We start from the raw sequence: 22364 nt of genomic DNA on the forward strand, positions 1-22364 counted from the left end.
CAGCGGAACCGCCCGTGCTGCCATGTGGCAGCGGCCCGGGCGCGACGTCGAGACGAAACCCGCGTCGCCGCCAGGGGTATGACACCCCGGGGCAAGGCGCCGCGCCCGCGACGCCCCTCGGCGCGGGCTTTTCCGCCGACCCGCGCGCGACCTTTCCGCAAACGAGCGCCGGTGCGGTTTAACGGCTTTTCTCCGGATTCTTTCGCGCCGTTCCGTCAACAAAGATCTCCCGGCCCGAAATAGGTCGCCGAACGCAGTGTTACCGTGACGGTCCGCGGGCGGCCCCGCTCCCGCGCCGTCCGCACCCCCAGGGACAGGAGGTCGATCGTGGAAAGGACCCGGACGGCGGCCGATCTCGAATTTCCGCCGCTCTACTGCCCCTTGGAACCGGCGACCAATCCGGCGGCGCCGCGCGTCGAACGGCGCGCCGTCGCATGGCTCGACGAATCGGGCCTGTGGGCCGACGCGCGGGAACGCGCGAAAATCATCGGCAGCCGCGGCGCCGACTTCTTCGCGCGGTTCGCGCCGGGCGCCGACGACGACCGCCTGCTCGCCACCGCACTCTGGGTGTACTGGGGTTTCGCCTTCCACGACGGCCGCTGCGACACCGGGCACTTCAGCATCCGCCCGGCCGAGTTCGTGCCGATGGCGGCCCGCGTCCAGCGCGCGCTGGAATGCCCGGCCCCGGCCGCGCGCGGCGACGCCTACGCGGTCGCGCTGCAGGATATCGGCGCGCGATTCCGGCGGCTCGGAACGCCGGTCCAGTTCCAGCGGTTCGTCGCCGCGCACCGCGCCTGGCTGACCGGCGTGATGTGGCAGGTGTCCTTTCAGGCGCGCCGCCACATGCCGGATCTCGAAGACTACGTCACGATGCGCCTCCATTCCGCCGGCGGCGCGCCCACCTACGCGATGCTGGAGATCGCGCACGGCGCCGAGGTGCCCGCCGCCGAGATGGACGCGCCCGCCGTCCGCGCCCTCACTGAAATGGCGATCCTGACCGCCGCGCTGGACGACGACCGCCATTCCTTCGCCCGCGAAGTGGACGTCGGCCGGACCGACCAGAACATCTACACCGTGCTGCTGGACCAGAACGGCGGCGACGTCCGGACCGCCGTCCGCACCGCCGCGCGCCTGCGCGACCGCGTGTTCCTGCGCTTCCTGCGGCTGCGCGAGCGGACCCGGCCCGGCCTCGGCGAGGCGGGCCGCGCCTACCTGGACGGCCTCGCCTACGGCATCCGCGGCAACGCCGAGTGGGGCCTGCGCACGCCCCGCCGCCCCGACCCGGACGAGCCGAGCGCCCCGGTCGTCTGGGCCGAGCGTCCCGCCGACCCCGGCGACGAGCCGGTCCCGCTTCCCTCCATCTCCTGGTGGTGGGACCTATGACGCACCGAACCGCCGCCCCTCAAGCGACCCACCCGCCCGAACGTCCGTCCTGAGGCACGCGCCACGGCGTGCGGCTACGTGTGCGGCTTGGTCCGGTACTCCGGGCCCATGTCGGGCGTGGACGGCACCTCGTGGACGAGCCCCGGCGGGTCGAGGAGTTCGTGGACGACGCGGCGGGCCTCGTCGGGGTCGATCCCGGCGCGTCCGGCGACGTCCTCCACGAAGCCCGGGGCGCCCTCGCCCTCCAGCGCCACGACGGCCGCGAACACCCGCTGCTGTTCCTCGTTCAGATCGTTGATGCGCATGGACGGTGCCTGCCCGCGCGGCCGTCCGTTCAATGATCGCGCCGTCAGCGGACGGGCTCGGGCGCCGGCGCGGCCGGTTCGGGGTGCTCGCTGCGGGTGTCGCGCGTCCGGAGCGCCACGACGGACGCCGCGAGCACGAAGCACGCGCACGCCAGCAGGGCGCGCCGGAACCCGCCGGTCAGCGCGTCCGGCGCCGGGCGTCCGGCCGCGAACAGGTCGCCGGTGCGGGCCGTCGCCAGCGCCGAGAAGATCGCGAGGCCGAGCGCGGCCCCGACCTGCTGCGACGCGTTGAGCAGCGCGGCGGCGAGCCCGGCGCGGTCGGCGGGGACGCCCGCGTTCGCGGCGGCGGTGACCGCGACGAACACCGGGCCGAGCCCGAGCGAGGCGACGAGCGTGCCGGGCAGGACGTCGGCGGCGTACGAGCCGTCCACCGGGATCCGCGCCAGCCAGAACAGGCCCGCCGCCGTGACGAGCAGCCCGCCGACGATCAGCGGGCGGGTGCCGACGCGGGCGATGAGCTTGGACGAGACGCCCGCCGTCACGGCGACGCCCGCGCACAGCGGCAGGTACGCCGCGCCGGTCTGCAACGGCGAGAAGCCGAGCACGTTCTCCATGTAAAGGCTGAGGAAAAAGAACATCGAGACGAAGCCGGCGATCGCGAGGAGCTGGGTCGTGTCGGCCGCCGCGAGGCCCCGGATCCGGAAGATCGACAGCGGCAGGAGCGGGTCGCGGGCGCGCAGCTCGTTGCCGACGAACGCCGCCAGCAGGACGGCGGCGCCCGCGAGGCCGCCGACGGTGCGGGCCGCGTCCCAGCCGACGTCCGGCGCCTTGACCAGCGTGAACACCAGGAGCAGCAGCGCGCCGGTCACGAGGACGGCGCCGGGGAGGTCGAAGCCGGTCGTCCGGGCGGCGGGCCGGTCCCGCTCGATCAGCGCGAACACGCCGAGCAGGGCGAGCACGCCGACCGGCGGGTTGACGAGCATGACCCAGCGCCAGCCGGGTCCGTCGGTGAGCAGCCCGCCGAGCAGCACCCCGGCGGCGGACGCGAGCCCGGCGACGCCGCCCCACACGCCGAGCGCCGTGTTCCGGTCGGAGCCCTCCCGGAACGCGGTGGTGAGGATGGACAGCGCCGCCGGGAGCATCAGCGCGGCGCCCGCGCCCTGGACGAGACGCGCCCCCACGAGCGTCCCGGCGTTCTGGGCGAGGCCGCCGGCCAGCGACGACGCGGCGAACAGGAGCGTCCCGGCGACGAGGACGCGACGGCGGCCGAGCAGGTCGGCGGCCCGCCCGCCGAGCAGCATGAAGCCGCCGTAGGTGAGCAGGTAACCGCTCGGCACCCACTGCAGGCTCTGGACGGAGAAGCCGAGGTCGGCGCGCATGGCGGGCAGCGCGACGTTGACGATCGAGGCGTCGGCGAAGTCGAGGAACGCGATCACGCACAGCAGGGCGAGCGTGAGCTTGCCGCGTCCGGTGGCGAGGAAGGACGGCATGGTCTCGGGCCTTTCGGGTCAGACGCCGGCGAGGGCGGGCAGGCGGGGGCCGCGCAGGTACCGCGGGCGCCACACCGCGCGGTAGACGACGCGGACGGGCGGCGGCAGGTGGCGGAGGACGTTGCGGCGGGTGGTCTCGTCGGCGCCGTCCAGCAGCCACGGGAAGAAGGACGCGGCGCCGCCGATCCCCAGCCGGCGGCGCTGCTCGTCGCCGAAGGCGTTCCACTCGTCCGGGGTCAGGAGGGTCTGGACGAGCGGGAGCGCCTGCTCCTCTTCGTGCTCGCAGTGCTCCGTCATCGCGGTGCGGAGCCATCCGGCGGCGTTCCGGGGGTCGTGCTGGAAGTCGTGGAGCAGCGTGGTCAGCTCGCGGTGCTCGCGTTCCATGCGCTCCAGGACGGCCTCGCCCGGTCCGCCCGCGACACGTTCCTGGAGGACGGGCCACAGATGTGTGTCCTCGGCGGTGTGGTGGATGTGGAGGAACCGGGTGAAACGGGTCCAGCAGGCGGCGACGTCCGGGGCGTCCAGGGGCGTCCCGCGTTCGGCCAGGTCCGCGAACCGGTCCATGTCGCGCTGGAACGCGTCATGGACGGCGTACATCATCGAGGTGTCGATCCGTTGGTCGCTCACGGCGATCCCTTCGTCGGTCGAAGACGTGCGCCATCCATGAGGGGTCGCGGTACGGGGAACGTGACACTGTGCGGCGCACGTCACATTCGCGGGCGCGATGTCACACTCCGCGCGCGGAACGCCTCTTAGGGGGCGAGCCGATGAACCGCAGGAGGACCGCATGCTCGATCGCACGGACGGCACCGAGGTGTTCGCCGACCACCGTGAGCTGTTGTTCTCGGTGGTCTACAACCTGCTGGGCGGTGTCGCCGACACCGAGGACGTCCTCCAGGACACGTGGCTGGCGTGGGCGGCGCGGTGCGCGGGCGGCGAACCGATCGAGAACCCGCGCGCGTACCTCGTGCGGATCGCGGTGAACACGGCGCTGGCCCGTCAGTCGGCGGTGAGCCGCCGCCGGGAGACGTACGTGGGGCCGTGGCTGCCCGAGCCGGTGGTGACGGAGCCGTCCGACGACCCGGCCGTCCGGGTCGAGGCGGTGTCGATGGCGCTGCTGGTCGTGCTGGAGACACTGTCGCCGCTGGAACGGGCGGTGTTCGTTCTGCACGAGGTGTTCGGGTACCCGCACGCGGAGATCGCGGCGATCCTGGACCGGACGCCCCCGGCCGTCCGGCAGCTCGCGCGGCGCGCCCGGGCGCACGTCCAGTCCCGGCGGCCCCGGTTCGCGCCGGACCGGCGGCTCCAGCGCGCGGTGACCGAGCGGTTCCTCGCGGCGGCGCTCGGCGGCGACCTCGCGGCGCTGCTCGACCTGCTCGCGCCGGACGTCACGATGTGGACCGACGGCGGCGGCAAGGCCAAGGGCGCCGCGCTGCGCCCGGTCACCGGGCGGGACAAGGTCGCGCGGATGATCAGCGGGGTCGCGGCGCGGCGGGCGCCCGCGGACCTGGAGATCCGGTACCGGACGGTCAACGGCGATCCGTCGGCCGTGCTGTTCGACCACGACGCGCCGTTCGCCGTGATGGTCATCGACCTCACCGCGGCGGGCGATCAGGTCGCCGGGATCTACGCGGTCACCAACCCGGACAAGCTCTCACACCTCGATGACCAGGACTGATCCGGGTTCCGTTATCGCGCGGTGACAATTCCGTTCTGGCAGGTGACTCACTCAGCGATATTGTGTGCGGCACACTGTATGGACAGACTGTGGGGAACCTGATCGGACAGCGAACGGGCCCACCGCAGCTGCTCGTCCGGACGCGCTGTCCACCGTTCGACCCGGAAGGCCGCCCCCATGCCAACGAAGACGAACCTCGGCCGGAGCGTCGCCCTGGGCGCGCTCGCCACCGTCGGCGCGCTCGCGTTCGCCGCGCCCGCCCACGCCGCGGCCCCGTCCGCCTACACCTTCACGACGACGGCGCAGACCAGCGTCACCGGGCTCGGCGCCGACTTCACGCTCGGGCCCGGCGAGGCCAAGATCCAGGCGGACCTGGCGTCGGGCGAGGTCTCCTCGGGGACGTTCACGCTGCCGGAGGCCCGCAGCGACTTCAACATGTTCGGCTTCCTGCCCACGCACGCCAAGGTCAAGATCACCCAGGTGGGCGACATCAAGGGCACGCTCAAGGACGGCGCCGTGGACGTCACCACGAAGGTGAACGTGCAGATCACCCAGGTCGGGCACTTCGGGATCCCGATCTTCGACTACCCCGACTGCAAGACCACCAAGCCGGCGGACCTGCACCTCACGTCCAAGGGCGCGTTCGACCCCGCGACCGGCGGCACCCTCACCGCCACCTACAAGCTGCCGGAGGTGAGCGGCTGCTTCATCGACACGCCGGTCATCAACTTCCTCACCGGCGGCAAGGACAACCCGCTCACGATCAAGCTGGCCGCCGCGCAGTAACCGGCGGCCGTCCGCCCCCGCTCTCACCCGCGGAGAGCGGGGGCGCGCCGTGTCCACGACCGCCGGACGGGGGGACGAGTGGTTCAGGTCGATGTGTTCTGGGCGTACGGCGTCGGCGCGGGCTTCGCGCTGGCCGCCGCCCATGACGTGCGCGACCGGCGCCTCACGGCGGTCGTCCTCTACTGCTCGGCCGTGTTCACGCCCGCGTGCGTCTGGCTGCTGTGGGGCTTTCCCGAGTGGGAGACGATGCAGGCCGGCGGGCGGTCCCTGCCCGCCTGGCTGGCCGCCGCGTTCACCGCCGCGAACACCGTCCAGGGGGTCGCCGGGTATCTGGTCGCGCGGTGGCTGATCGGTCGCGGTGCCGTTCGTTGGGCGGCGTTGCAGTTCGTCGCCGGTTATTACGCGATGTTCTTCGTCCTGGTTCACGGGTGGGACGGGACGGGGTATCAACGCGTCCTGTCCACCGACCGGGCCGACTTCCGGCGTTGGGGGGACCGGTCGTTCGTCGCGCACGTCGTCCACTGGGCCGGTTCGGACGTCGCGCTGACGCTCTACGGGGTCGGGACGGTTCTGGTCGTGTCGATGCTGGTGCCGTTGTACCGCGCTTACCGGGACGGACTGCGTTCCGTCGGCCGTCCGGGGCCCGGGCCCGTCGAACTGGCGGTCGTGGTGTTCGGTTCGCTGCTGCTGACGCTGGCGGCGGCCGTCTTCACCAGCCTGCTGATCCGGCTGTTCACGGGGTTCACGGGCGTGGTGGCGGGCTGGTCGCTGGGCGTGGCCGTCGCGGCGCCGTCGCTCTGGCTGGTCGTCGTCCGGCGGGGCGCGCTCGCGTCCGCGGTCGTCCGGCGGCTCGCGCTGCCCGCCGACCGTCAGGACGGACGGGCGGACGCGGCGGCGAGGCGGTCGCGCAGCCGCTGAAGGGCCCGGCCGTGCCAGTCGTCCAGCACGTCCAGGGCGGCGCGGGCGCGGTCGGGATCGCGCGTCTCCCAGGACGTGACGATCTCGTTCCAGAACCACACGTGCTCGGCCGGGTCGGCGTAGAGGGCTTCGAGGACGTCCGGGACCTCGCCGAGCATCGCGCCCATCGTGTTGAGCAGGCCGAGGGTGATCCGACCGCCCAGCGACGCGTGGACGGTGCGCAGGATCTGCAGGACGCCCTGGTGGACGTCCGCCGCGCGGACCGGCTCCGTCCGGGCGAGCAGTTCGAGCTGGTGCAGCGCGCGGCGCGCCGGGGCCGGGTCGACGGCGGCCGGGCTGTCGGCCAGCCTGCGGAACGAGACCTGGTAGAAGAGGTGCAGGTGCTCCAGGATCTCGCGGACGTTCTCCACCGTCAGGTCCGGGAGCGTGCCGGAGAAGCGGAACAGGTACCGCCACGTCTCGACGCCGCCGTAGAGCCGGATGTCGCGGACGATCACGCCGACGCCGTGGCGCGGCTCCACGAACCCGGCGGCGGTCAGCCGCTCGATCACCTGCTGGATCCGGGAGAGCGTGACGCCGTGCTCGGCGGCGAGCTTGCGGATGGACGGCAGGCCGTCGCCCGCTTTGAGCCGTCCGGAGGCGATCTGGAACGCGATGCGCTCGGTGACCTCCTCGACCACGCCGCCGACCGCCATCGCGCCCCTTCACCGTCCGCGCACCCGCCCGCGCGGTGCATGAACAGTGTATGCGCAGCGCTTCCGGCGTCCGGGTCAGCCTTTCGTCGTACGCGGGGACCGACTCGCGGTGGACGTTCCGGCAGCGGAAATGACGTCGTTCGGATGACGGGCTTTATGCCGCTCGGTCGATGTGGCGGAGCGCGAGCGCCGATTAGCGTTCCGTGATGTCAGGGCGGCGCTCGCTCGGGGTGCCGCGTCCGTCGTCGGCGTTGGAGTTGGTCGGTCATGGTCTGGTTTCTGCGCGCGTTCCGTCCCGGTGCGTTCACGCTGGCGGTCACCGTCGTGGGCGGCGTCGCCCCGGTGGCCGCGGCGCCCGCGTCGATCGCCTGGCACGACTGCCGCGCCGGTCCCGACGACGAGACGGGGGCGCAGCTCGCGGCGGTGGGGGCGCGCTGCGGCGAACTCGGCGTCCCGCTCGACCACGCCCGGCCGGACGGGCCGCGGATCACCGTGGCCGTGGCCCGCCGTCCCGCCACCGACACCGCGCACCGCCTCGGGACGCTGGTGGTCAACACGGGCGGTCCCGGCCCGTCGCGCGACGGGGTGGTCCTGCTGGCCGCGGGCCTTCCGCCGGCCGCCGAACACGGATCGCCCGCCGTCGCGGCCCGCTACGACCTGGTCGGGATCGATCCGCGCTTCTTCGGCGCGAGCACGCCGTTGACCTGCGACTGGCCCACCGGCCTCTACCTGCGCCACGCCCAGCTCGCGAGCCCGGACCGCGCCGCGTTCGCGCGCAGCACGGCCACCGCGCGCGACCTGGCCCGCCGCTGCGCGGGGCGCCGGGCGGTCCTGCCGCACGCGTCCACCCGCGAGATCGCCCGCGACATGGACGCCGTCCGCGCGGCGCTGGGCGAGCGGACGATCTCCTATCTCGGCTGGTCGTACGGCAGCTATCTGGGCGCGGTGTACGCGCAGATGTTCCCCGGGCGGGTCGGGCGCCTCGTCCTCGACAGCGCGCTCGATCCCGGCGCCTACGGGCCGTCCGTCACCCGGGAGACCGCCCCGGCCGACGCCGCCGCGCTGCGCGACTGGGCGGCCTGGGCGGCGCGCCGCGACGACCGGTACGCGCTCGGCACGACGCCCGCGCGGGTCCTCGCGGTGATCGGCCGCATCGACCGGGCCGCCGCGCGGCGCCCGCTCCGGGTCGGACGCCACCGGGTGGACGCGGCGACGATCCCGGGCCTGCTGCTCACCGTGGCGGACACCGACGCGGCGTACGGGGAGTTCAGCGCGCAGGTCCGCGTCCTGGCCGACGCGGCACGCGGCGCCCCGGCGGTCCCGACGGCCGATCTGGAGGCGAAACTGTCCCTCTACGAGAGCGGCGAGGTCATGCCCGCGTTCGGCTTCGCCGCGCTGACCGCGAACCAGTGCGCCGACCGCGCCGCCCCGCGCGACCCGGCCGTGTACTACCGCGACATCCGGCGGCACCGTGCCGCCGAACCGCTCTACGGGCCGCTGGCGCGGGACGTCACGCCGTGCGCGTTCTGGCCGTCCCGTCCCGCCGAGCCGCCCACCCGGATCACCACCGGCCGTCCGGCCCTGATCGTCGGCGCGGACGGGGACCCGGTGGCGCCGCGTCCCGGGCAGCTCGCCCTGCAGCGCGCGCTGCCCGGCTCCCGGATGGTCACGCTGGCGCACGCGTTCCGGCACGGCGTCTACCTCTTCGACGGCACACCGTGCGTCGACGAGGCCGTCAACGCCCACCTCCTCGGCGCCCCGCTCCCCCGGACGGACGTCACATGCGCGCGCCGGTGACGCTTGGCGGGCGGACGGCGTCAGGAGAAGTCGTTGACGAGGACGGCCGCACCGGCGAACCGGCCCGCCTTGAGATCGCGGAGGGCGTCCTGCGCACGCGACAACGGGTACTCGACGGTCGTCGCGCGGACGCCGTGCCGCGCCGCGAGGTCGAGGAACTCGCGACCGTCCGCGCGGGTGTTGGACGTGACGCTGCGCAGCTCCCGCTCATAGAACAGCTCGCGCTCGTACACGAGCGGCGGCGTGTCACTGAGGTGGATGCCCGCGACCGCGAGCACGCCGCCCCGGTCCAGGGCGCGTAGCGCGACCGGCACGAGGTCCCCGGCGGGCGCGAACAGGATCGCGCCGTCCAGCGGTTCGGGCGGCGCGTCGGCGGGCCCGGCGGCGGACGCGGCGCCGAGGTCGAGCGCCAGCCGCCGCGCGTCTTCCCCGCGCGTCAGGACGTGGACGGTCGTCCCCTGCGCCAGCGCGACCTGCGCGCACAGATGGGCGCTGCCGCCGAACCCGTAGATGCCGAGCCGCCCGCCCGGCGGCACCGACGCGCGGCGCAACGCGTGATAGCCGATGATCCCCGCGCACAGCAACGGCGCGAACGCCACGTCCCCGACCCCGGGCGGCAGCCGGTAGGCGAACGCGGCCGGGACGGTCGTGTACTCGGCGTACCCGCCGTCCGCGTCCCAGCCGGTGTAGCGCGAGTCCGGACACAGGTTCTCCGCACCGCGCCGGCAGAACCGGCACGTCCCGTCGGTATGCCGCAGCCACGCGACACCGACCCGGTCGCCGACCGCGAACCCCTCCGCCCCCGCGCCGAGCGCCGCGACCTCCCCGACGACCTCGTGCCCCGGCACGACGTGCTCCCGGTGGACGGGCAGATCCCCCTCGGCGACGTGCAGATCGGTGCGGCACACTCCGCACGTCCGGACATGGACGAGCAGTTCCCCCGCGCCCGGCTCCGGGATCGGCCGCTCCACCCGCCGCAGCGGCCCGTCCTCGATCGGCGCAGGGGCCGCCACCTCCCACGCCTGCATCGTCCCGGCCATGACCACGCACCTCCCCGACTCCCAGGACTCCTACCCGGAGAAGCCACTCGACCGAAACGCCCCCGCACGCCGCATCCGCCGCCCTATGATCATGAAAACCCGGCGGAGGGAAGACCGTGGACGAACGACCGGTTCCCGGCGGCATCGACGTCACCACACCCAACGTGGCCCGCATGTACGACTTCTACCTGGGCGGCAAGGACAACTACGAGGCCGACCGCGCAGCCGCCGCCGAGGTCCTGAAAAGCGCCCCCCAGGCACCCGCCCTGGCCCGCGAGAACCGCGCGTTCCTGGGCCGGGTGGTCCGCTACCTGGCCCGGGACGCGGGCGTCCGCCAGTTCCTGGACGTGGGCGCGGGCCTGCCCACCCAGGGCAACGTCCACGAGGTGGCACGCCGTGAGACCAAGGACGCGCGGGTCGTCTACGCCGACAACGACCCGGTGGTCCTCACCCACGGCCGCGCCCTCCTCGGCAAGACCCCCGGCACGGTCGTCATCCCCGGCGACCTGCGCAACCCGTCCGCGCTCCTGGCAGACCCGGACCTGCGAGCGGTCCTCAACCTGGACGAACCCGTAGCCCTCCTTCTCATCTCCGTCCTGCACTGCCTGGACGACGCAGAAGACCCGTGGGCGACCGTGGCCGAGTTCCGCGACGCCCTCCCGTCCGGCAGCCACCTGGCGATCTCCCACATCACCGCCGCCGACCACGGCGCCGCCGCGACCGCCGGCGCCCGCGTCTACCGCCGCGCCAACACCGGCATGACCCTCCGCGACCGCGCAGCCATCACCCGCTTCTTCGAGGGCTTCGACCTCGTAGACCCAGGCGTGGTCCGCCTCACCGACTGGCGCCCCGAGTCCCGAACCCGCAGCGACCTCCCCACCTGGTACTGGTGCGGCCTAGCCCGCAAACCCTGACCCTCACCTCCGAAGCACCGCCGGACTCAAACCCCGCAACTCCAACACCACCGCGCGGGTGGTGGGACCGGCGTGGGTGATGTGAGTGGCGTGCCCGGCGCGCGGGAGGAACGGCCGCTGTCAGAGGTGGCGGAGGACCTGGGTGCGGACTGGGCCGCTGAGTTCGCTGAGCAGGCGGTCCGGGTGGGAGGCGGCGCGCAGGAGCGTGGCGACGGTCGCGGGTGGGACGTAGCCGAGGATGTCGCAGGCTCGGCGGACCGGGAGGGCGTCCACCAGCAGGGCGGCCGTTTCGGGTGGGAGGGCTGTCAGGACGCCTGCTGCGGCGCGCAGGTCGGTCGCGGCGAGGATGCGGGCAGCGTCGCGGGACGGGAGGGCGGCGGTCAGGGCGGTGGCGGCCGGGGTGGTCATATAACCGAAGGCGCGCGCCGCCACCGTGGTGGAGAGGATCTGGACGATCGGTGCCGCCCGGTTCGGTGCCACGGCCATCGCGTCGAGGAGCGCGGCGGCGGTGCGGGCGCGCGCGGACGCCACGGTCTGCGCCGCCGCCTCGCGCGGCATCGCCAGCAGGATCGGGCCCGCCGCCCTGCCCAGCTCGGTGAGGACGTCCCGTATCGCCGCAGGCGCGTACCCGGCGAGCAGCTCCACCGCGCGCTCCGGAGGCAGCTCGCGCACCTGCCTGGCCAGCCCGGGCGCGGCGCGCGCCGCCGGCGCGGGCACGCCCCCGCGCGGCTCCCCATGGGGAACACGCCCGGTCAGATCGTCCCCGCGCCCCACACCGCGCCTGCGCCACCCGTCCCGGCGCTGCTCCGGGCGCCCGTCCGCGAGCGGCCCGGACGCGCCACGCCCTTCACCGCGCGGGCGTCCCTGATCGTCGCGCCCCTCCGAGCGCGCGTCCGCGTACGGGTCGGCTGCGGTGAAGTCGTCCGCGCGCGGCTCGCCGCCCGGGTCGGGTGCGGACCGCCGGTCCCGGCGCGCTCTTGAACGCGCGTCCTCTGGAGGGATGCGCGCGGTCGGGTCGTCCGGGCGCGCCTCACCACCCTGGCCCGGCTCGCGACGCCCGTCGCCGCGCCGCTCTGGGCGTTCGTCCGCGAACGGGTCGCCCGCGCTGCGGTCGCGCGGACCGCCGCCCTCTCCGGGTGCGGGGCGCCTGGCGCCGCGCTGCTCCGGACGGACGGCGCCGAACTGCTCGGGTGCGGCGCGGTCGGGTCGACGCGGCCCGCGCTCCGCGCCGGGTCCAGGACCCGCGTCACGGCGCTGTTCTGGGCGTTCGTCCGCGAACGGGTCGACCGCGCTGCGGTCGCGTGGACCGCCGCCCTCGCCGGGTGCGGGGCGCCTGGCGCGGCGTTGCTCCGGGCGGGATGCCCCGAAGGGGGTCGGCGCGTCGCGGTCGTCCGCGCGCGGCTCGGCGCTCGGGTCGGGTGCCGGGCTTTGGGGGCGGCGTGCTCTTGAGCGGGCGTCCTCTGGCGGGATGCGCGCGGTCGGGTCGTCTGAGCGGGCCTCGTCGCCCGGGTCGAGCGTGCGGCGCCTGTCGTCGTGGCGGCCCGGGCGGCCGGGCGCGAATGGGGTGGGTGAATCGCGGTTATCTGGGCGGGGGTCGCTGGGCGGGTCGGGTGCGGGGTGTTGGGGGCGGGGCGGGGGGTTGGGGGGTGGTCGGTCGCGGGCGGGTGGGGTTGGGGTGGGAGGGCGGGTGGGGGTCAGGGTTTCTTTTAGGGCGCGTTCCAGGTGTTCTGCGCGCATGCGGTGGGTCGGGTCTTTTTCCAGGAGGTGGGTTACGGCATCCGCGAGTGGGCCGGGGGTGGAGGGGTGGGGGGCCGGGGAGTTCATGATCGCCCAGATGGTGGCGGCGGCCGTGTCGTTCGAGGCTCGGAAGGGGGAGCGGCCTTCTAGGGCGAAGTAGAGGGTTACTCCCAGTGACCACAGGTCTGAGGGTGGGCCTATCTCGTCGCCTCGGATGCGTTCCGGGGCCATGAACTCCAGGGTGCCTAGGACTGTGTTGTCGGCTGTCAGGGCTGTTGCGCCGGTTATGCGGGCTATGCCGAAGTCGACCAGGTAGGCGCGGCCCGTGTCGTCCAGGAGGATGTTGGCGGGTTTCACGTCGCGGTGCAGGACGTTCGCGGCGTGGGCTGCTCGTAGGGCTCGTAGGACGCGCAGGCCTATGCGCGCCACCGTGCGTTCGTCGGGTGGGCCGGACGCCACCAGGTCGGCCAGGGACGGGCCCGGAATGTACTGCATGACGAGCCATGGGTCGCCGCGTTCTACCAGGACGTCGTAGATCTGGACGATCGCCGGGTCGACCGCCTGGGCCAGCGCGCGGGCCTCGCGGAGGGCGCGGGCGCGGCGCGCCTCCAGGTCCTGGCCGCCGTTCAGGTGGTGGGCGAGTTCCTTGAGGGCCACGGTCCGGCCGAGCACCAGGTCCTCGGCGGACCACACGCTGCCCATGCCGCCCGTGCCGAGCGGGCGCAGCAGCCGGTACCGGCCGCCGAGCACGCGTTCGCGTTCCGCCACGGGCAGGCGCTCAGTAGTCGTCGTTCTCGGGGTAGAGCTGGACGCGCCCGGACGTTTCGGGCCCGTCCCCCGCGAGAACGTCGTCGGGGTCGTCCATCTCGCGCAGCGCCGTGTCGTCCGGGGACAGGTGGTCGTCGGTCTCGGCCGGACGGTCGTAGCGCGTGGCGCCGTTCACCGGGCCCGGGTCGCCCGGCTCGGGCACGGCCGGGCCGCCGCCGCGGCCCCAGATCTCCTGGACGCTCGTCGGACGCCGTTCGGTCGGCGTCTCCGGCGCAGGTTCGGCAGGGGGTTCGGACGGCGGTCCGGCGCGTCCGCGCAGCCAGATGTCGCGGACCGTCCCGGCGGACTCGTCGCGCGGCCCGGGCACCGGATTGAGGCTGTCGCGGGCGTCGCGGTACTCGCGGCGCGCGGCGATCGCGAGGATCCGCTCGTAGTTGCCGGGCTTCTGCATCAGCTTGACGGTCACCGGCAGGCACTCGATGAGCAGGAACAGCAGGAACAGCAGGAACCGCGCCGAATTGAGCGTGAAGTCCTTGCCGGACGCGTCGTTGAGCGCCTGGAGCCGGATGAGCAGCCCGCCGTCTGCCCTGTTCTCGGCGTCGAAGGCGCGCTGCAGGTCCGCCTGCCGCCGCTGCGCGGTGTCGACCTGCTGCTGCAGTTTCGGCAGCGCCTCGCGGGCCTGCGCGACGCGGAACCGCTTGGACGCGTCGTCGCTGGCCGAAAGCTGCCGTTTGCGCTGGTCGATCTGGTCGTTGAGGTCGGCGACGGTCGCCTGCGCGCGGTCGTAGGCGCGCTTGCTGGCCTGCGCGAGCGGCCCGTCGCCCTTGCGCGGGCAATTCGGGCCGCCGTAGAGCTGGCACTGCCATTCCTTGTAACGGGCGGACGCGTCCTGCTGCGCCTTGTCGCGTTCCGCGGTCAGCGACTTCACCCGCGGATCGGTGGCCGGGTCGAGCGCGACGTCGCCGCCCGAGTCGATCACTTTCTGCTGGGCCGCGACCTGGGCCCGCAAACTCGCGATCTGTTTTCCGAGCGCGCCGTTCTGCTGCGTGCGCAGAAAATCGTCGGCGCGGTTCTGCTTGATCTCGGTGATCTGCGCGTTGATCTCGGCGTGGAAGATCTGCAGGACGAGCGGCGTCGACACGACGAAACCGAGCAGCAGCGCCATCGCGACGCGCGGGAGCGCGAACCGCCACCGGCGGGCGCCGTCGGCGGGCATCGACGTGACGAGCCACCGGTCGAGCGTGAGGATCGCGAGGCCCCACAGGACGGCCGGAACGACGGCGAGGACGGGGTTCACGCCGACGGCCGTGGACAGCGCGAACCACATCGAGATCGTCGCGAGCCCGCTGGTGATGAGCACCGCGCCGCCGATGCCCTCGAATTTCCCGCGTTCGGTGGGGCACTTGTCGAGGATCTCCGGCCGAGCCCCGGAAAGGCTGATCAGCAAGCCCTTCATTCATTCCCCCTCGAAGCCGGTTCGGGGCCAGGGCGGCGCATGGATCTCCAGCCTAGTCGGCGGGGGCCCGACGGCCACCCGATCGGTTGCCGACCGATCGGGAAGATGGCCATGTCCGGCCATTCACTGCCCTTGCCCCGGAAGCCGCGGAGGATAATCGCGAGGGAGGAGCCGGCCGGGTTTCGCGTCGCATCGGAATGATCCACAGCCGGGGAGGTCGGCCGTCGTTGAGTGAACCCGACGAGGTCCGCAAGGCCGCCGCCGGGGCCGTGGCGGACCTGACCGAGCGGAACGCGCTGCTCGTCGCGGACCTCGCCGCGGAGGGGCTCGTCCTGTGGGACCTGCGCCGGGACGCGGCGGGCACGCCGCGCGGCCGGTCGCGGCCGGTCCTGCCGTGGGACGAGCTGCTGAACGGCCCGGTGCCCCCGGCGCGGGCGCTGGAACGCGCCGTCCAGACCGACGGCCCGGCGCGGCTGCTGCTCGTCAACACCTTCCCCGACGGCCCGCACAACGCCTCCGCGCTCGACGCGCTGCGCCGCGCCCGTCCAGACGCGACCGCCCTGACCTGCGATCTGCGGCTCGGCGACCTGCTCGCCGAGGTCATCGCCGACACGCCGCTGAACCGCTGGTACGACCTCGTCACGCTCCAGCGCAACGACGACGGACGGCTGGAGCTGGCGTGCCGGCTGCTGTTCCCGACGGGCGCGCGGCGCGGGGAGAAGGCGCCGGTCGCGGTGGAGTGCGAGGCGGCCGACGAGCGCGGGACGGTGTTCGCCGTGGTGGCGTCCGCGCAGGAGCGTCGGTACACGCTCGTCACGCGGCGGACGATGCGCGTCCCACCGGGCCGGTACACGGTGACGGCCGAACTGGGCGGCCCGGGACGGGTGCGGTTCCGCGGCCTGCCCGCCGAGCCCGTCCCCGACGACCGGACGTGGGCCGAGCTGATCGGCGCGATCCCGGCGCGGCTGCCGCCGCCGGTGACCGCCGCGCACCTGGTCTGCGCGATCGAGGTGTCGGGCCCGCCGGAGCGGGTCGCCGAGCGGCTGGCGCGCGCCGACCAGACCATCGCGCACGCGGCGGCCGAGCTGCGCGACCGGCTGCGCGTGTCGCTGCTGGCGTACGGGCCGCACGCGTTCGAGCGCCGCGCGGTGGACGCCCCGGTGGAGATCCGGCTGTGGGCGGGCACGGCGGACGAGGCGCTGGACGAGCTGGAGAACCTGGCGGGCACGACCCACCCCGGCTATCCCCACGCGGCGGCGCTGGAGTGCGTGCTCGCCGAGGTCGCGGCACGGCTCGACCCGCCCGAGCCGGGCGCGCGGACGGCGGTGCTGGCCGTCGGCGGACGCCCCGCGTTCCCGCCGCGCGTCCACCCGTCGGAGATCCTGCCGTGCCCCGTCCGCCACGACTGGGCGGCGGCGGTGGACGTGCTGGCGGACCGGCCGGGGACGGCGCTCGGCGCGATCCACGACCGTCCCGAGTACGCCTCGGACGTGTGGCTGCGCCTGTCGGACGGAGCCCCGGCCGACCTGGCGGCGGTGGACGTGCAGCGGCTCGGCGCGTCCCTCGGCCTGGCGCCCGCCGCCGCGCAGCGCCTGCCGTTCCCGCTGGCCGGGAGCCCGTGATGCAGCCGACCGGACGAGTGAAGGAGAACCCGGGCATGGAACCAGAACGGGGCGCGCCGCCGGCCGAGCACAACATCGCGATGTGGGGGCCGCCGGGCAGCGGGAAGACGACGTTCCTCGCCGCGCTCACCATCGCGATGAACCGGCGGCAGGACGGCTGGAAGGTCGTCGGCGCGAACGGCCCGTCCACGGACGCGCTGATCAAGTTGACGGCGTCCCTCGCGACGCAGCGCCGGTTCCCCGCCGCGACGCGCGGCACCGAGCGGTACCGGTGGTACCTGATCGGGGCGGCGCGGGAGCGCCGACGATCGTTGCTGCGGCGGCGCGCGCCGGAGGACGTGCGGATCGGCCTGGACCTGCTCGACCCGTCCGGGGAGCTGTTCAACCAGGAGCACTCGGGCTACGCGGGCGCGCACGGCGAGCTGATCGACAACCTGGTGAACAGCCGCGGGATCGTGTTCCTGTTCGACCCCGTCCGGGAGTTCGAGGACGGCGACGCGTTCGACTACCTGCACGGCGTCCTGTCGCAGCTCGCGCACCGGATGCTGGACTCGCCGGAGTTCGCGGGCGGCCGGCTGCCGCACTACCTGGCGGTGTGCGTGACGAAGTTCGACGAGATCCGCGTGCTGGAGACGGCGGAGAAGCTGCGGCTCGTCACCTCCGACGTGGCGGATCCGCTGGGGTTCCCGAAGGTGGAGCCGGAGGACGCGCAGGAGTTGTTCCGGACCCTGTGCGAGGTGTCGGCGACGGGGAACGCGGAGATGGTCCACAACACGCTCGCGCAGTACTTCCGCCCGGAGCGGGTGCGGTACTTCGTCACGTCCGCGATCGGGTTCTACGTCGATCCGCTGATCGGCGCCTACGACCGGGACGACTACCAGAACCTGCTGCCCGAGGCCGAGTCGTCGCGGGCGGTGCGGATCCGGGGGACGGTGCATCCGATCAACGTGGTCGAGCCGCTGCTGTGGCTCGGCCAGAGTCTCGCCGCCGACCGGCGCGGACGGAGCGCCCGGTGACGCGCGACGACGCGGCGTCGGCCGCCGTGCAGTGGGCGCTGATCGGCAAGGAGCCGCACGGCTGGGGCTATGAGGTCCTGGAGTGCAGCGACGGCCTGTTCCAGCGCGAGGACTTCGCCGAGATGAACCAGCGCTACTCCCCCGGGACGCCCGAGGAGCTGCCGCAGGTGACGGTGGCGCGCGCGGCGTCCGGGGAGAACGCGCACCTCACGCTGGCGATCGAGGAGGAGTCCACGACGCGGGACGCGGGCGGCCGGGACGTCGTCGTGACGCGGCTGTACGCCGTCCCGTACGCGCGGCTCGCGGCGCGGGCGGTGTCGTACGAGGCGCTGTACCGGGCGTGCGCGCCGCTGGCGCTGCCGGTGCCGGGCCGGGCGACGCCGGTGATCGGGCTGCCGGCGCCGGACGTGTCGCCGTTCGTCGGCCGGATCGACGACACGGTCGTCCAGACGGCGGCGCTGCTGCTGACGGGCGCGCCGGTGCAGATCGTCGGGGCGGGCGGGCTGCCGCTGGACGAGCGGCTGCGCTTCCTCGACACGGTCGCGGCGATGCTCCCGTACGGCATCCGGACGAAGTTCTCGGCGTCCACGTGGACGAGCAGCACCGCGCAGCACCAGATCCGGCTGTCGTTCACCCGGCATCCGCGCGACAGCGCGCACACGGTCGAGTGGGGACGTCCCGCGGCGATCCCGCAGCAGGCGGAGCTGGCCCGCGCCTACCGGCAGCTCATCTCCCAGTATCACGACGCCGAGCTGCTGGAGCTGATGGCGGCCGAGACCGCCGAGCGCGGGTTCCGTCCGCCGGACCTGCGGGACCTGCTGGCCGTCCTGCGCCGGGGCAAGGGCCAGCTCCAGCTTCCGGCGGCGCTGCCGGCGCCGGGCACGTCCACGGCGGCGCTGCTGCTGGAGTGCGCGGACGCCCTGGACGGCACCGGCGACCTGGAGGACGCCACGGCCCGGCTCGCGCAGGCCACCAGCGGCGTCCCCGGCGACGCGGACCCGCACCACTGGGAGATCATCAGCGGCCGGCGGATGCTGGCGCCGCGCGCGGGGATCCCGGCCAAGCGGCTGCGTCCGCTGTACAAGCTGCTCGTGCCGCTGGCGTGCGGACGGCACATCCGCATCGGCCAGGTGAAGACCATCGAGGCGGTGGCGGGCGGGCTGCACCAGCCGCTGCTGGACGCGCTGTACGAGCTGCGCGCGCAGGCCGAGGCGGAGGCGCAGCTCTACCTCGGGCAGCGGATCGGCGGCGGGGTGCTGCGCAACGTCCTCAACGGCCTCGGCGACGCCGTGCTGGTGGAGGTCGCGCTGCGCACCGAGGACTGGACGACGGCCGACACCGTCCATCAGGCGCTGGTGCGGCGCGGGTCGTCCGGGCAGGGCGCGGAGCTGGCCGGGGCGCTGCGGCGCGGGGCGTTCCTCGCGCCGGTCTTCGCGCGGTTCCTCGACACGTCGCCGCCGGACCAGCGCTCGCGGCTCGCCGAGCTGCTGCGCGCCGCGTACGGAAAGGGGCCGCTCGGGCGGAGCGAGGCGGAGGAGGCGCTGAGCGGCCGTCCCGACCTGGTCACCCCGGCGCTGCTCGGCGCGGTGCTCGCGCTGTACGACGGGCCGGACGCGCGGGACGTGCTGGTGGACGGCTACCTCACGCCGCTGCTGGCGAACGCCGGGCTCGGCGAGGACACCGGCCCGCGCATCCTCGCGCGGATCGCGCCGCCGCCGCCCGCCCCGGCGCCGCCGGAACCGGCGACGATGCCGCAGTGGGTGCCCGGCACGCCTCCGCCGCCCGTCCCGCAGAAACCGCCGCCCCGGCCGCGCGGCGGGATCGTGTCGCGGGCGCGCCGGCGCCTGCCCGGCGGCGGGCCCCGTCCGGACGAGGGCGGCGCGCAGCAGAACGGCCCGCCCCCCGAACCGCGCTTCAGCGACACCGCGGGAATCCTCATTCTCTTCGGCGTGATCGTGATCGTGATCGTCGTGTACCTGGTCCTGCTCGTGCTCCCTCAGTTCGCCAGCCCGTAGCCCGAAGGTGGCCGCATGCCCCAGAAACCCCCGGTCCGGGTCGACGTGGAGTGGGCGCTGTGGGGCCGCTCGCCCGAGACGGGACGAGACGGTCTCCTCGCGTGCAGCGCCGGGCGGCTCGGCGTGGAGAACTTCGCAGAGATCATCGGCCGGTACGACCCCGGCACGCCCGACGCGCTGCCGCAGGTCACGGTCGCGTGGGCGGGCGCGGGCGACCGCTCCTACCTCACGCTCGCGCGGCAGGAGTGGTCGGCGGAGGAGGACCGCTACGGCCGCCGGACGGCGACGGTCCGGCTGTTCTGCGTCCCGTACGCGGCGCTCGGCGGGACGCCCGTCTCCTACGAGGAACTGCACGCGCGGTTCGCCGACCGCGCGCTCCCGCCGGACGGGTCGGCGCCGCTGAGCGTCGAGCTGGCCGGGCTGCGGCCCAAGGAGTTGGGCGACCGCGTCACCGACCAGGTCCGCGCGACGGCCGCGCTGCTGCTCACCGGGAGGCGCGTCTGCGTCATCCCCGACGCCGTGCTGTCGCTCGACACGCGGCTGCGGTTCCTCGACACGGTCGCCGCGCTGCTCCCGTACGGGATGCGGACGTCGCTGTCGGCGTCCACGTGGACGAGCGGGACGGCCGACCACCGCATCCGGCTGTCGTTCAGCGGCGCGGTGCGGTCCGGGTTCCACACCGTCGTGTTGAACGGCAGGACTCCGCCGCCGTTCGGCGAGGCGGCGAGCGCGTACCTCGACCTGCTGCGCGAGGCGTCCGACCTCACGCCGGTGATCCGCGCGCTGGCGGGCAGCACCGAGCCGCTGACGTTCCGGGACGGCGCGGACGAGGCGCTGCTGCGGCTGGAGCACGCCGTCCACGGCCGTCCGGCGGACGTGGCCGCGGCGCTCACCGCCTGCGCGGACACCATCGACCGGCGGCGGTGGGGCGTGCTGCGCGAGCGGCTCCCCCGGCTGGCGCGGCAGACCCGGGTGAGGTGGGATCCCGAGGCGCGCGAGCGGCACCGGGAGGTCGTGGAGGCGCGCGGGCTGCTGTCGGCGCGGTCCGTGCCGTCGGACGTCCGCGCCGATCTGTACGACGCCGTCCTGCTGCTCGCCTACGGACCCGCGCTGACCCACGCCGACGTCGCGCGGATCCTGGACTCCGTCGGGGAGCCGTCCGCCGATCTCGTCGCGGCGATCGTCCGGCACGCGGTGGCCGATCTGGACACGGCGCTGCTGCTCGGGGACCGGCCGGGCGGGGGCGGCGGCCGCGAGATCGTCCGGCGGGCCGACGCGGCGGACCTCGTCGCGTGGGTCGCCGCGCACCCGGACGAGCACGCGCCGGTGGACCGCGTCCTCGCCGAGATCCTGTCGCGCCGCCGCTCGGACGCCGGGGCCGTCCTCGCCGCGCTGCGCGACCACGACTACCTGGCGGACGCGGTCGCGGTCCGGCACGCCGACGACCACCGCGCGCAGGTCAGGGTGCTGCGCGACCTGCTGGTCGCGGCGTACGGCGGCCGGTATTTGACGGACGAGCAGCGCCGCGAGGTCGCCGAGCATCCCGCCGCCGAGTCCCACCCGGCGCTGCGCGAGGCCGCCGAGCCCCCGGAGGACGAGCCCGTGCGGCCGGCGTACGGGGCCTCGGCCGCGGTCGGCGTCAAGCCGCGCCTGCCCTTCGTTCTCAGCGACACGGCCCTCGTCCTGACGGTCCTCGCCGTCTTCGTCCTGGCGGTCCTCGGCGTCGTCCTGTTGATCTGGTTGCTGGCCTCTTAGCGGACGCGGACGACGAGCTTGCCCGTGGCGCGGTCGTTCTCCATGTCGTCGTGGGCCCGCCGGACCTGCTCCAGGCCGTCGTAGACGCGGTCGACGGGGAAGGTGAGCCGTCCGGCCGCGACCGCGTCCAGGATCTCCTGGAAGTCGGCGCGGGGCAGGTCGGCGGCGTCGCCGAAGTAGCCCGCGAGGCGGACGCCTCGTGGCAGGTACTCGTTCGGGGAGAAGTCCGGGATCGTCCACTGGTTGGACAGGCTGCCGCCGAAGCAGGCCGTGCCGTGGACGCGCACCGCGCGCAGCGTGTCGTGCAGGGTCGGCGCGCCGACGAGGTCCAGGGCGGCGTCGACGCCGTCGGGGTACAGCGCGCGGACGGCGGACGCGACGTCGCCGGTGTCGAGCAGCGGGTGGTCGACGCCGCGCTCCTTCAGGAACGCCAGGCGGTCCGGTTGCCGGGTGGTGGACAGCACCGTCGCGCCGCGCCATTTCGCCAGGGCTGCGGCGGCCAGGCCGACCGAGGACGTCCCGCCCCGGATCAGCACGGTCTGGCGCGGGCGCAGGTCCAGGCCGACGGTGAGCGAGCCGTACGCCGTCTGCACCATCTCCGGCAGGGCGCCCAGCACCTCCCACGGCAGGTCGGTGTCGACGGGGATGACCTGGGACAGGGGCACGGACGTGTATTCGGCGTAACCGCCGTCGTAGGTGCGTCCCATGTCGCCCATCATCGCGACGACCCGTTGCCCGGGGACCAGGCCGCTGCCGCGCGGGGCCGCGTCGACCGTCCCGGCGGCCTCGATGCCGGGCACGCGGGGGAAGGTGACGCCGACGCTCACGCCGAGCCGCAGTTTGAGCTCCGACCGGTTGACGCCGAACGCCTCGACACGGATGCGCACCCAGCCGTCCCGTTCGGGCGGGATCGGGAGCGTGGTCAGGCGCAGGTTTTCCACAGGCCCGGGTGCGGTGAGTTGGACGGCGCGCATCGTGGTCGTCAAGGG

At 74.4% G+C, this 22364-nt stretch carries 18 protein-coding genes; 10 read left to right on the forward strand and 8 right to left on the reverse strand.

Annotation, left to right across the window (positions count from 1 at the left end):
• The first annotated feature begins 327 nt into the window (after window positions 1-327).
• Window positions 328-1383: a terpene synthase family protein gene (locus tag GQ466_RS10290; RefSeq protein WP_161102659.1), complete on the forward strand. Its 1056-nt coding sequence runs from the start codon at window positions 328-330 to the stop codon at window positions 1381-1383.
• A 74-nt stretch (window positions 1384-1457) separates the two neighbouring features.
• Here GQ466_RS10290 and GQ466_RS10295 read toward each other — a convergent pair whose 3' ends face one another.
• The 3 genes from GQ466_RS10295 to GQ466_RS10305 are packed head-to-tail and all read right to left on the reverse strand — an operon-like array spanning window position 1458 to window position 3805.
• The gene (locus GQ466_RS10295; RefSeq protein ID WP_161102660.1) at window positions 1458-1688 is read right to left on the reverse strand and encodes a hypothetical protein; all 231 of its coding nucleotides are present in this window, start codon (window positions 1686-1688) and stop codon (window positions 1458-1460) included.
• A gap of 44 nt (window positions 1689-1732) precedes the next feature.
• Window positions 1733-3178: an MFS transporter gene (locus GQ466_RS10300; protein WP_161102661.1), complete on the reverse strand. Its 1446-nt coding sequence runs from the start codon at window positions 3176-3178 to the stop codon at window positions 1733-1735.
• Between the two features lie 18 nt (window positions 3179-3196).
• On the reverse strand, window positions 3197-3805 hold the full coding sequence (locus GQ466_RS10305) for a hemerythrin domain-containing protein (protein WP_161102662.1): 609 nt from the start codon (window positions 3803-3805) through the stop codon (window positions 3197-3199).
• Window positions 3806-3965: 160 nt separating this feature from the next.
• On the opposite strand from GQ466_RS10305, the gene sigJ reads away from it, so the two are divergent.
• The 3 genes from sigJ (at window position 3966) to GQ466_RS10320 (ending at window position 6560) form a co-directional block, all read left to right on the forward strand.
• On the forward strand, window positions 3966-4856 hold the full coding sequence (sigJ, locus tag GQ466_RS10310) for an RNA polymerase sigma factor SigJ (RefSeq protein ID WP_161102663.1): 891 nt from the start codon (window positions 3966-3968) through the stop codon (window positions 4854-4856).
• 177 nt (window positions 4857-5033) lie between these two features.
• Window positions 5034-5642, forward strand: coding sequence for a hypothetical protein (locus GQ466_RS10315; protein ID WP_161102664.1), 609 nt, complete (start codon window positions 5034-5036; stop codon window positions 5640-5642).
• Window positions 5643-5720: 78 nt separating this feature from the next.
• Window positions 5721-6560, forward strand: coding sequence for a hypothetical protein (locus tag GQ466_RS10320; protein ID WP_161102665.1), 840 nt, complete (start codon window positions 5721-5723; stop codon window positions 6558-6560).
• Here the strand turns inward: GQ466_RS10320 and GQ466_RS10325 are convergent.
• Window positions 6512-7255 carry a GntR family transcriptional regulator gene (locus tag GQ466_RS10325; RefSeq protein WP_161102666.1) on the reverse strand — a complete coding sequence of 248 codons (744 nt, stop codon included), beginning with the start codon at window positions 7253-7255 and terminating at the stop codon, window positions 6512-6514. The genes GQ466_RS10320 and GQ466_RS10325 overlap by 49 nt on opposite strands.
• A gap of 267 nt (window positions 7256-7522) precedes the next feature.
• Between GQ466_RS10325 and GQ466_RS10330 the strand changes: the two genes are divergently transcribed.
• Window positions 7523-9052 (forward strand): alpha/beta fold hydrolase, encoded by a 1530-nt coding sequence (locus GQ466_RS10330; protein ID WP_161102667.1) that lies wholly within the window; start codon window positions 7523-7525, stop codon window positions 9050-9052.
• A 20-nt stretch (window positions 9053-9072) separates the two neighbouring features.
• Here the strand turns inward: GQ466_RS10330 and GQ466_RS10335 are convergent, their stop codons facing one another.
• Window positions 9073-10092: a zinc-binding alcohol dehydrogenase family protein gene (locus tag GQ466_RS10335; RefSeq protein WP_161102668.1), complete on the reverse strand. Its 1020-nt coding sequence runs from the start codon at window positions 10090-10092 to the stop codon at window positions 9073-9075.
• Between the two features lie 116 nt (window positions 10093-10208).
• Here GQ466_RS10335 and GQ466_RS10340 point away from each other — a divergent pair, with 116 nt between their 5' ends.
• On the forward strand, window positions 10209-11006 hold the full coding sequence (locus GQ466_RS10340; protein ID WP_161102669.1) for an SAM-dependent methyltransferase: 798 nt from the start codon (window positions 10209-10211) through the stop codon (window positions 11004-11006).
• Between the two features lie 120 nt (window positions 11007-11126).
• On the opposite strand, the gene GQ466_RS10345 is transcribed toward GQ466_RS10340, so the two are convergent.
• Both GQ466_RS10345 and GQ466_RS10350 read right to left on the reverse strand, forming a co-directional pair.
• Window positions 11127-13511 (reverse strand): protein kinase domain-containing protein, encoded by a 2385-nt coding sequence (locus GQ466_RS10345; RefSeq protein ID WP_161102670.1) that lies wholly within the window; start codon window positions 13509-13511, stop codon window positions 11127-11129.
• A gap of 10 nt (window positions 13512-13521) precedes the next feature.
• Window positions 13522-14967 carry a DUF4407 domain-containing protein gene (locus tag GQ466_RS10350; RefSeq protein ID WP_161102671.1) on the reverse strand — a complete coding sequence of 482 codons (1446 nt, stop codon included), beginning with the start codon at window positions 14965-14967 and terminating at the stop codon, window positions 13522-13524.
• 227 nt (window positions 14968-15194) lie between these two features.
• Between GQ466_RS10350 and GQ466_RS32260 the strand changes: the two genes are divergently transcribed.
• Genes GQ466_RS32260 through GQ466_RS10370 form a run of 4 tightly spaced genes read left to right on the forward strand, consistent with a single transcriptional unit; the run spans window position 15195 to window position 21375 of the window.
• Window positions 15195-16589 carry a hypothetical protein gene (locus tag GQ466_RS32260; RefSeq protein WP_161102672.1) on the forward strand — a complete coding sequence of 465 codons (1395 nt, stop codon included), beginning with the start codon at window positions 15195-15197 and terminating at the stop codon, window positions 16587-16589.
• A gap of 35 nt (window positions 16590-16624) precedes the next feature.
• Window positions 16625-17605: a hypothetical protein gene (locus tag GQ466_RS10360; RefSeq protein ID WP_161102673.1), complete on the forward strand. Its 981-nt coding sequence runs from the start codon at window positions 16625-16627 to the stop codon at window positions 17603-17605.
• Window positions 17602-19620 carry a hypothetical protein gene (locus tag GQ466_RS10365; protein ID WP_161102674.1) on the forward strand — a complete coding sequence of 673 codons (2019 nt, stop codon included), beginning with the start codon at window positions 17602-17604 and terminating at the stop codon, window positions 19618-19620. Before GQ466_RS10360 ends, GQ466_RS10365 begins: the two co-directional genes overlap by 4 nt.
• Before the next feature lie 15 nt (window positions 19621-19635).
• The gene (locus GQ466_RS10370) at window positions 19636-21375 is read left to right on the forward strand and encodes a hypothetical protein (RefSeq protein ID WP_161102675.1); all 1740 of its coding nucleotides are present in this window, start codon (window positions 19636-19638) and stop codon (window positions 21373-21375) included.
• Here GQ466_RS10370 and GQ466_RS10375 read toward each other — a convergent pair.
• Window positions 21372-22361: a zinc-binding dehydrogenase gene (locus GQ466_RS10375; RefSeq protein WP_237417844.1), complete on the reverse strand. Its 990-nt coding sequence runs from the start codon at window positions 22359-22361 to the stop codon at window positions 21372-21374. The two genes, GQ466_RS10370 and GQ466_RS10375, sit on opposite strands and share 4 nt — an antisense overlap.
• Between the last annotated feature and the right edge of the window lie 3 nt (window positions 22362-22364).

This window comes from Actinomadura rayongensis (assembly GCF_009831215.1).
Lineage (GTDB): Bacteria > Actinomycetota > Actinomycetes > Streptosporangiales > Streptosporangiaceae > Spirillospora > Spirillospora rayongensis.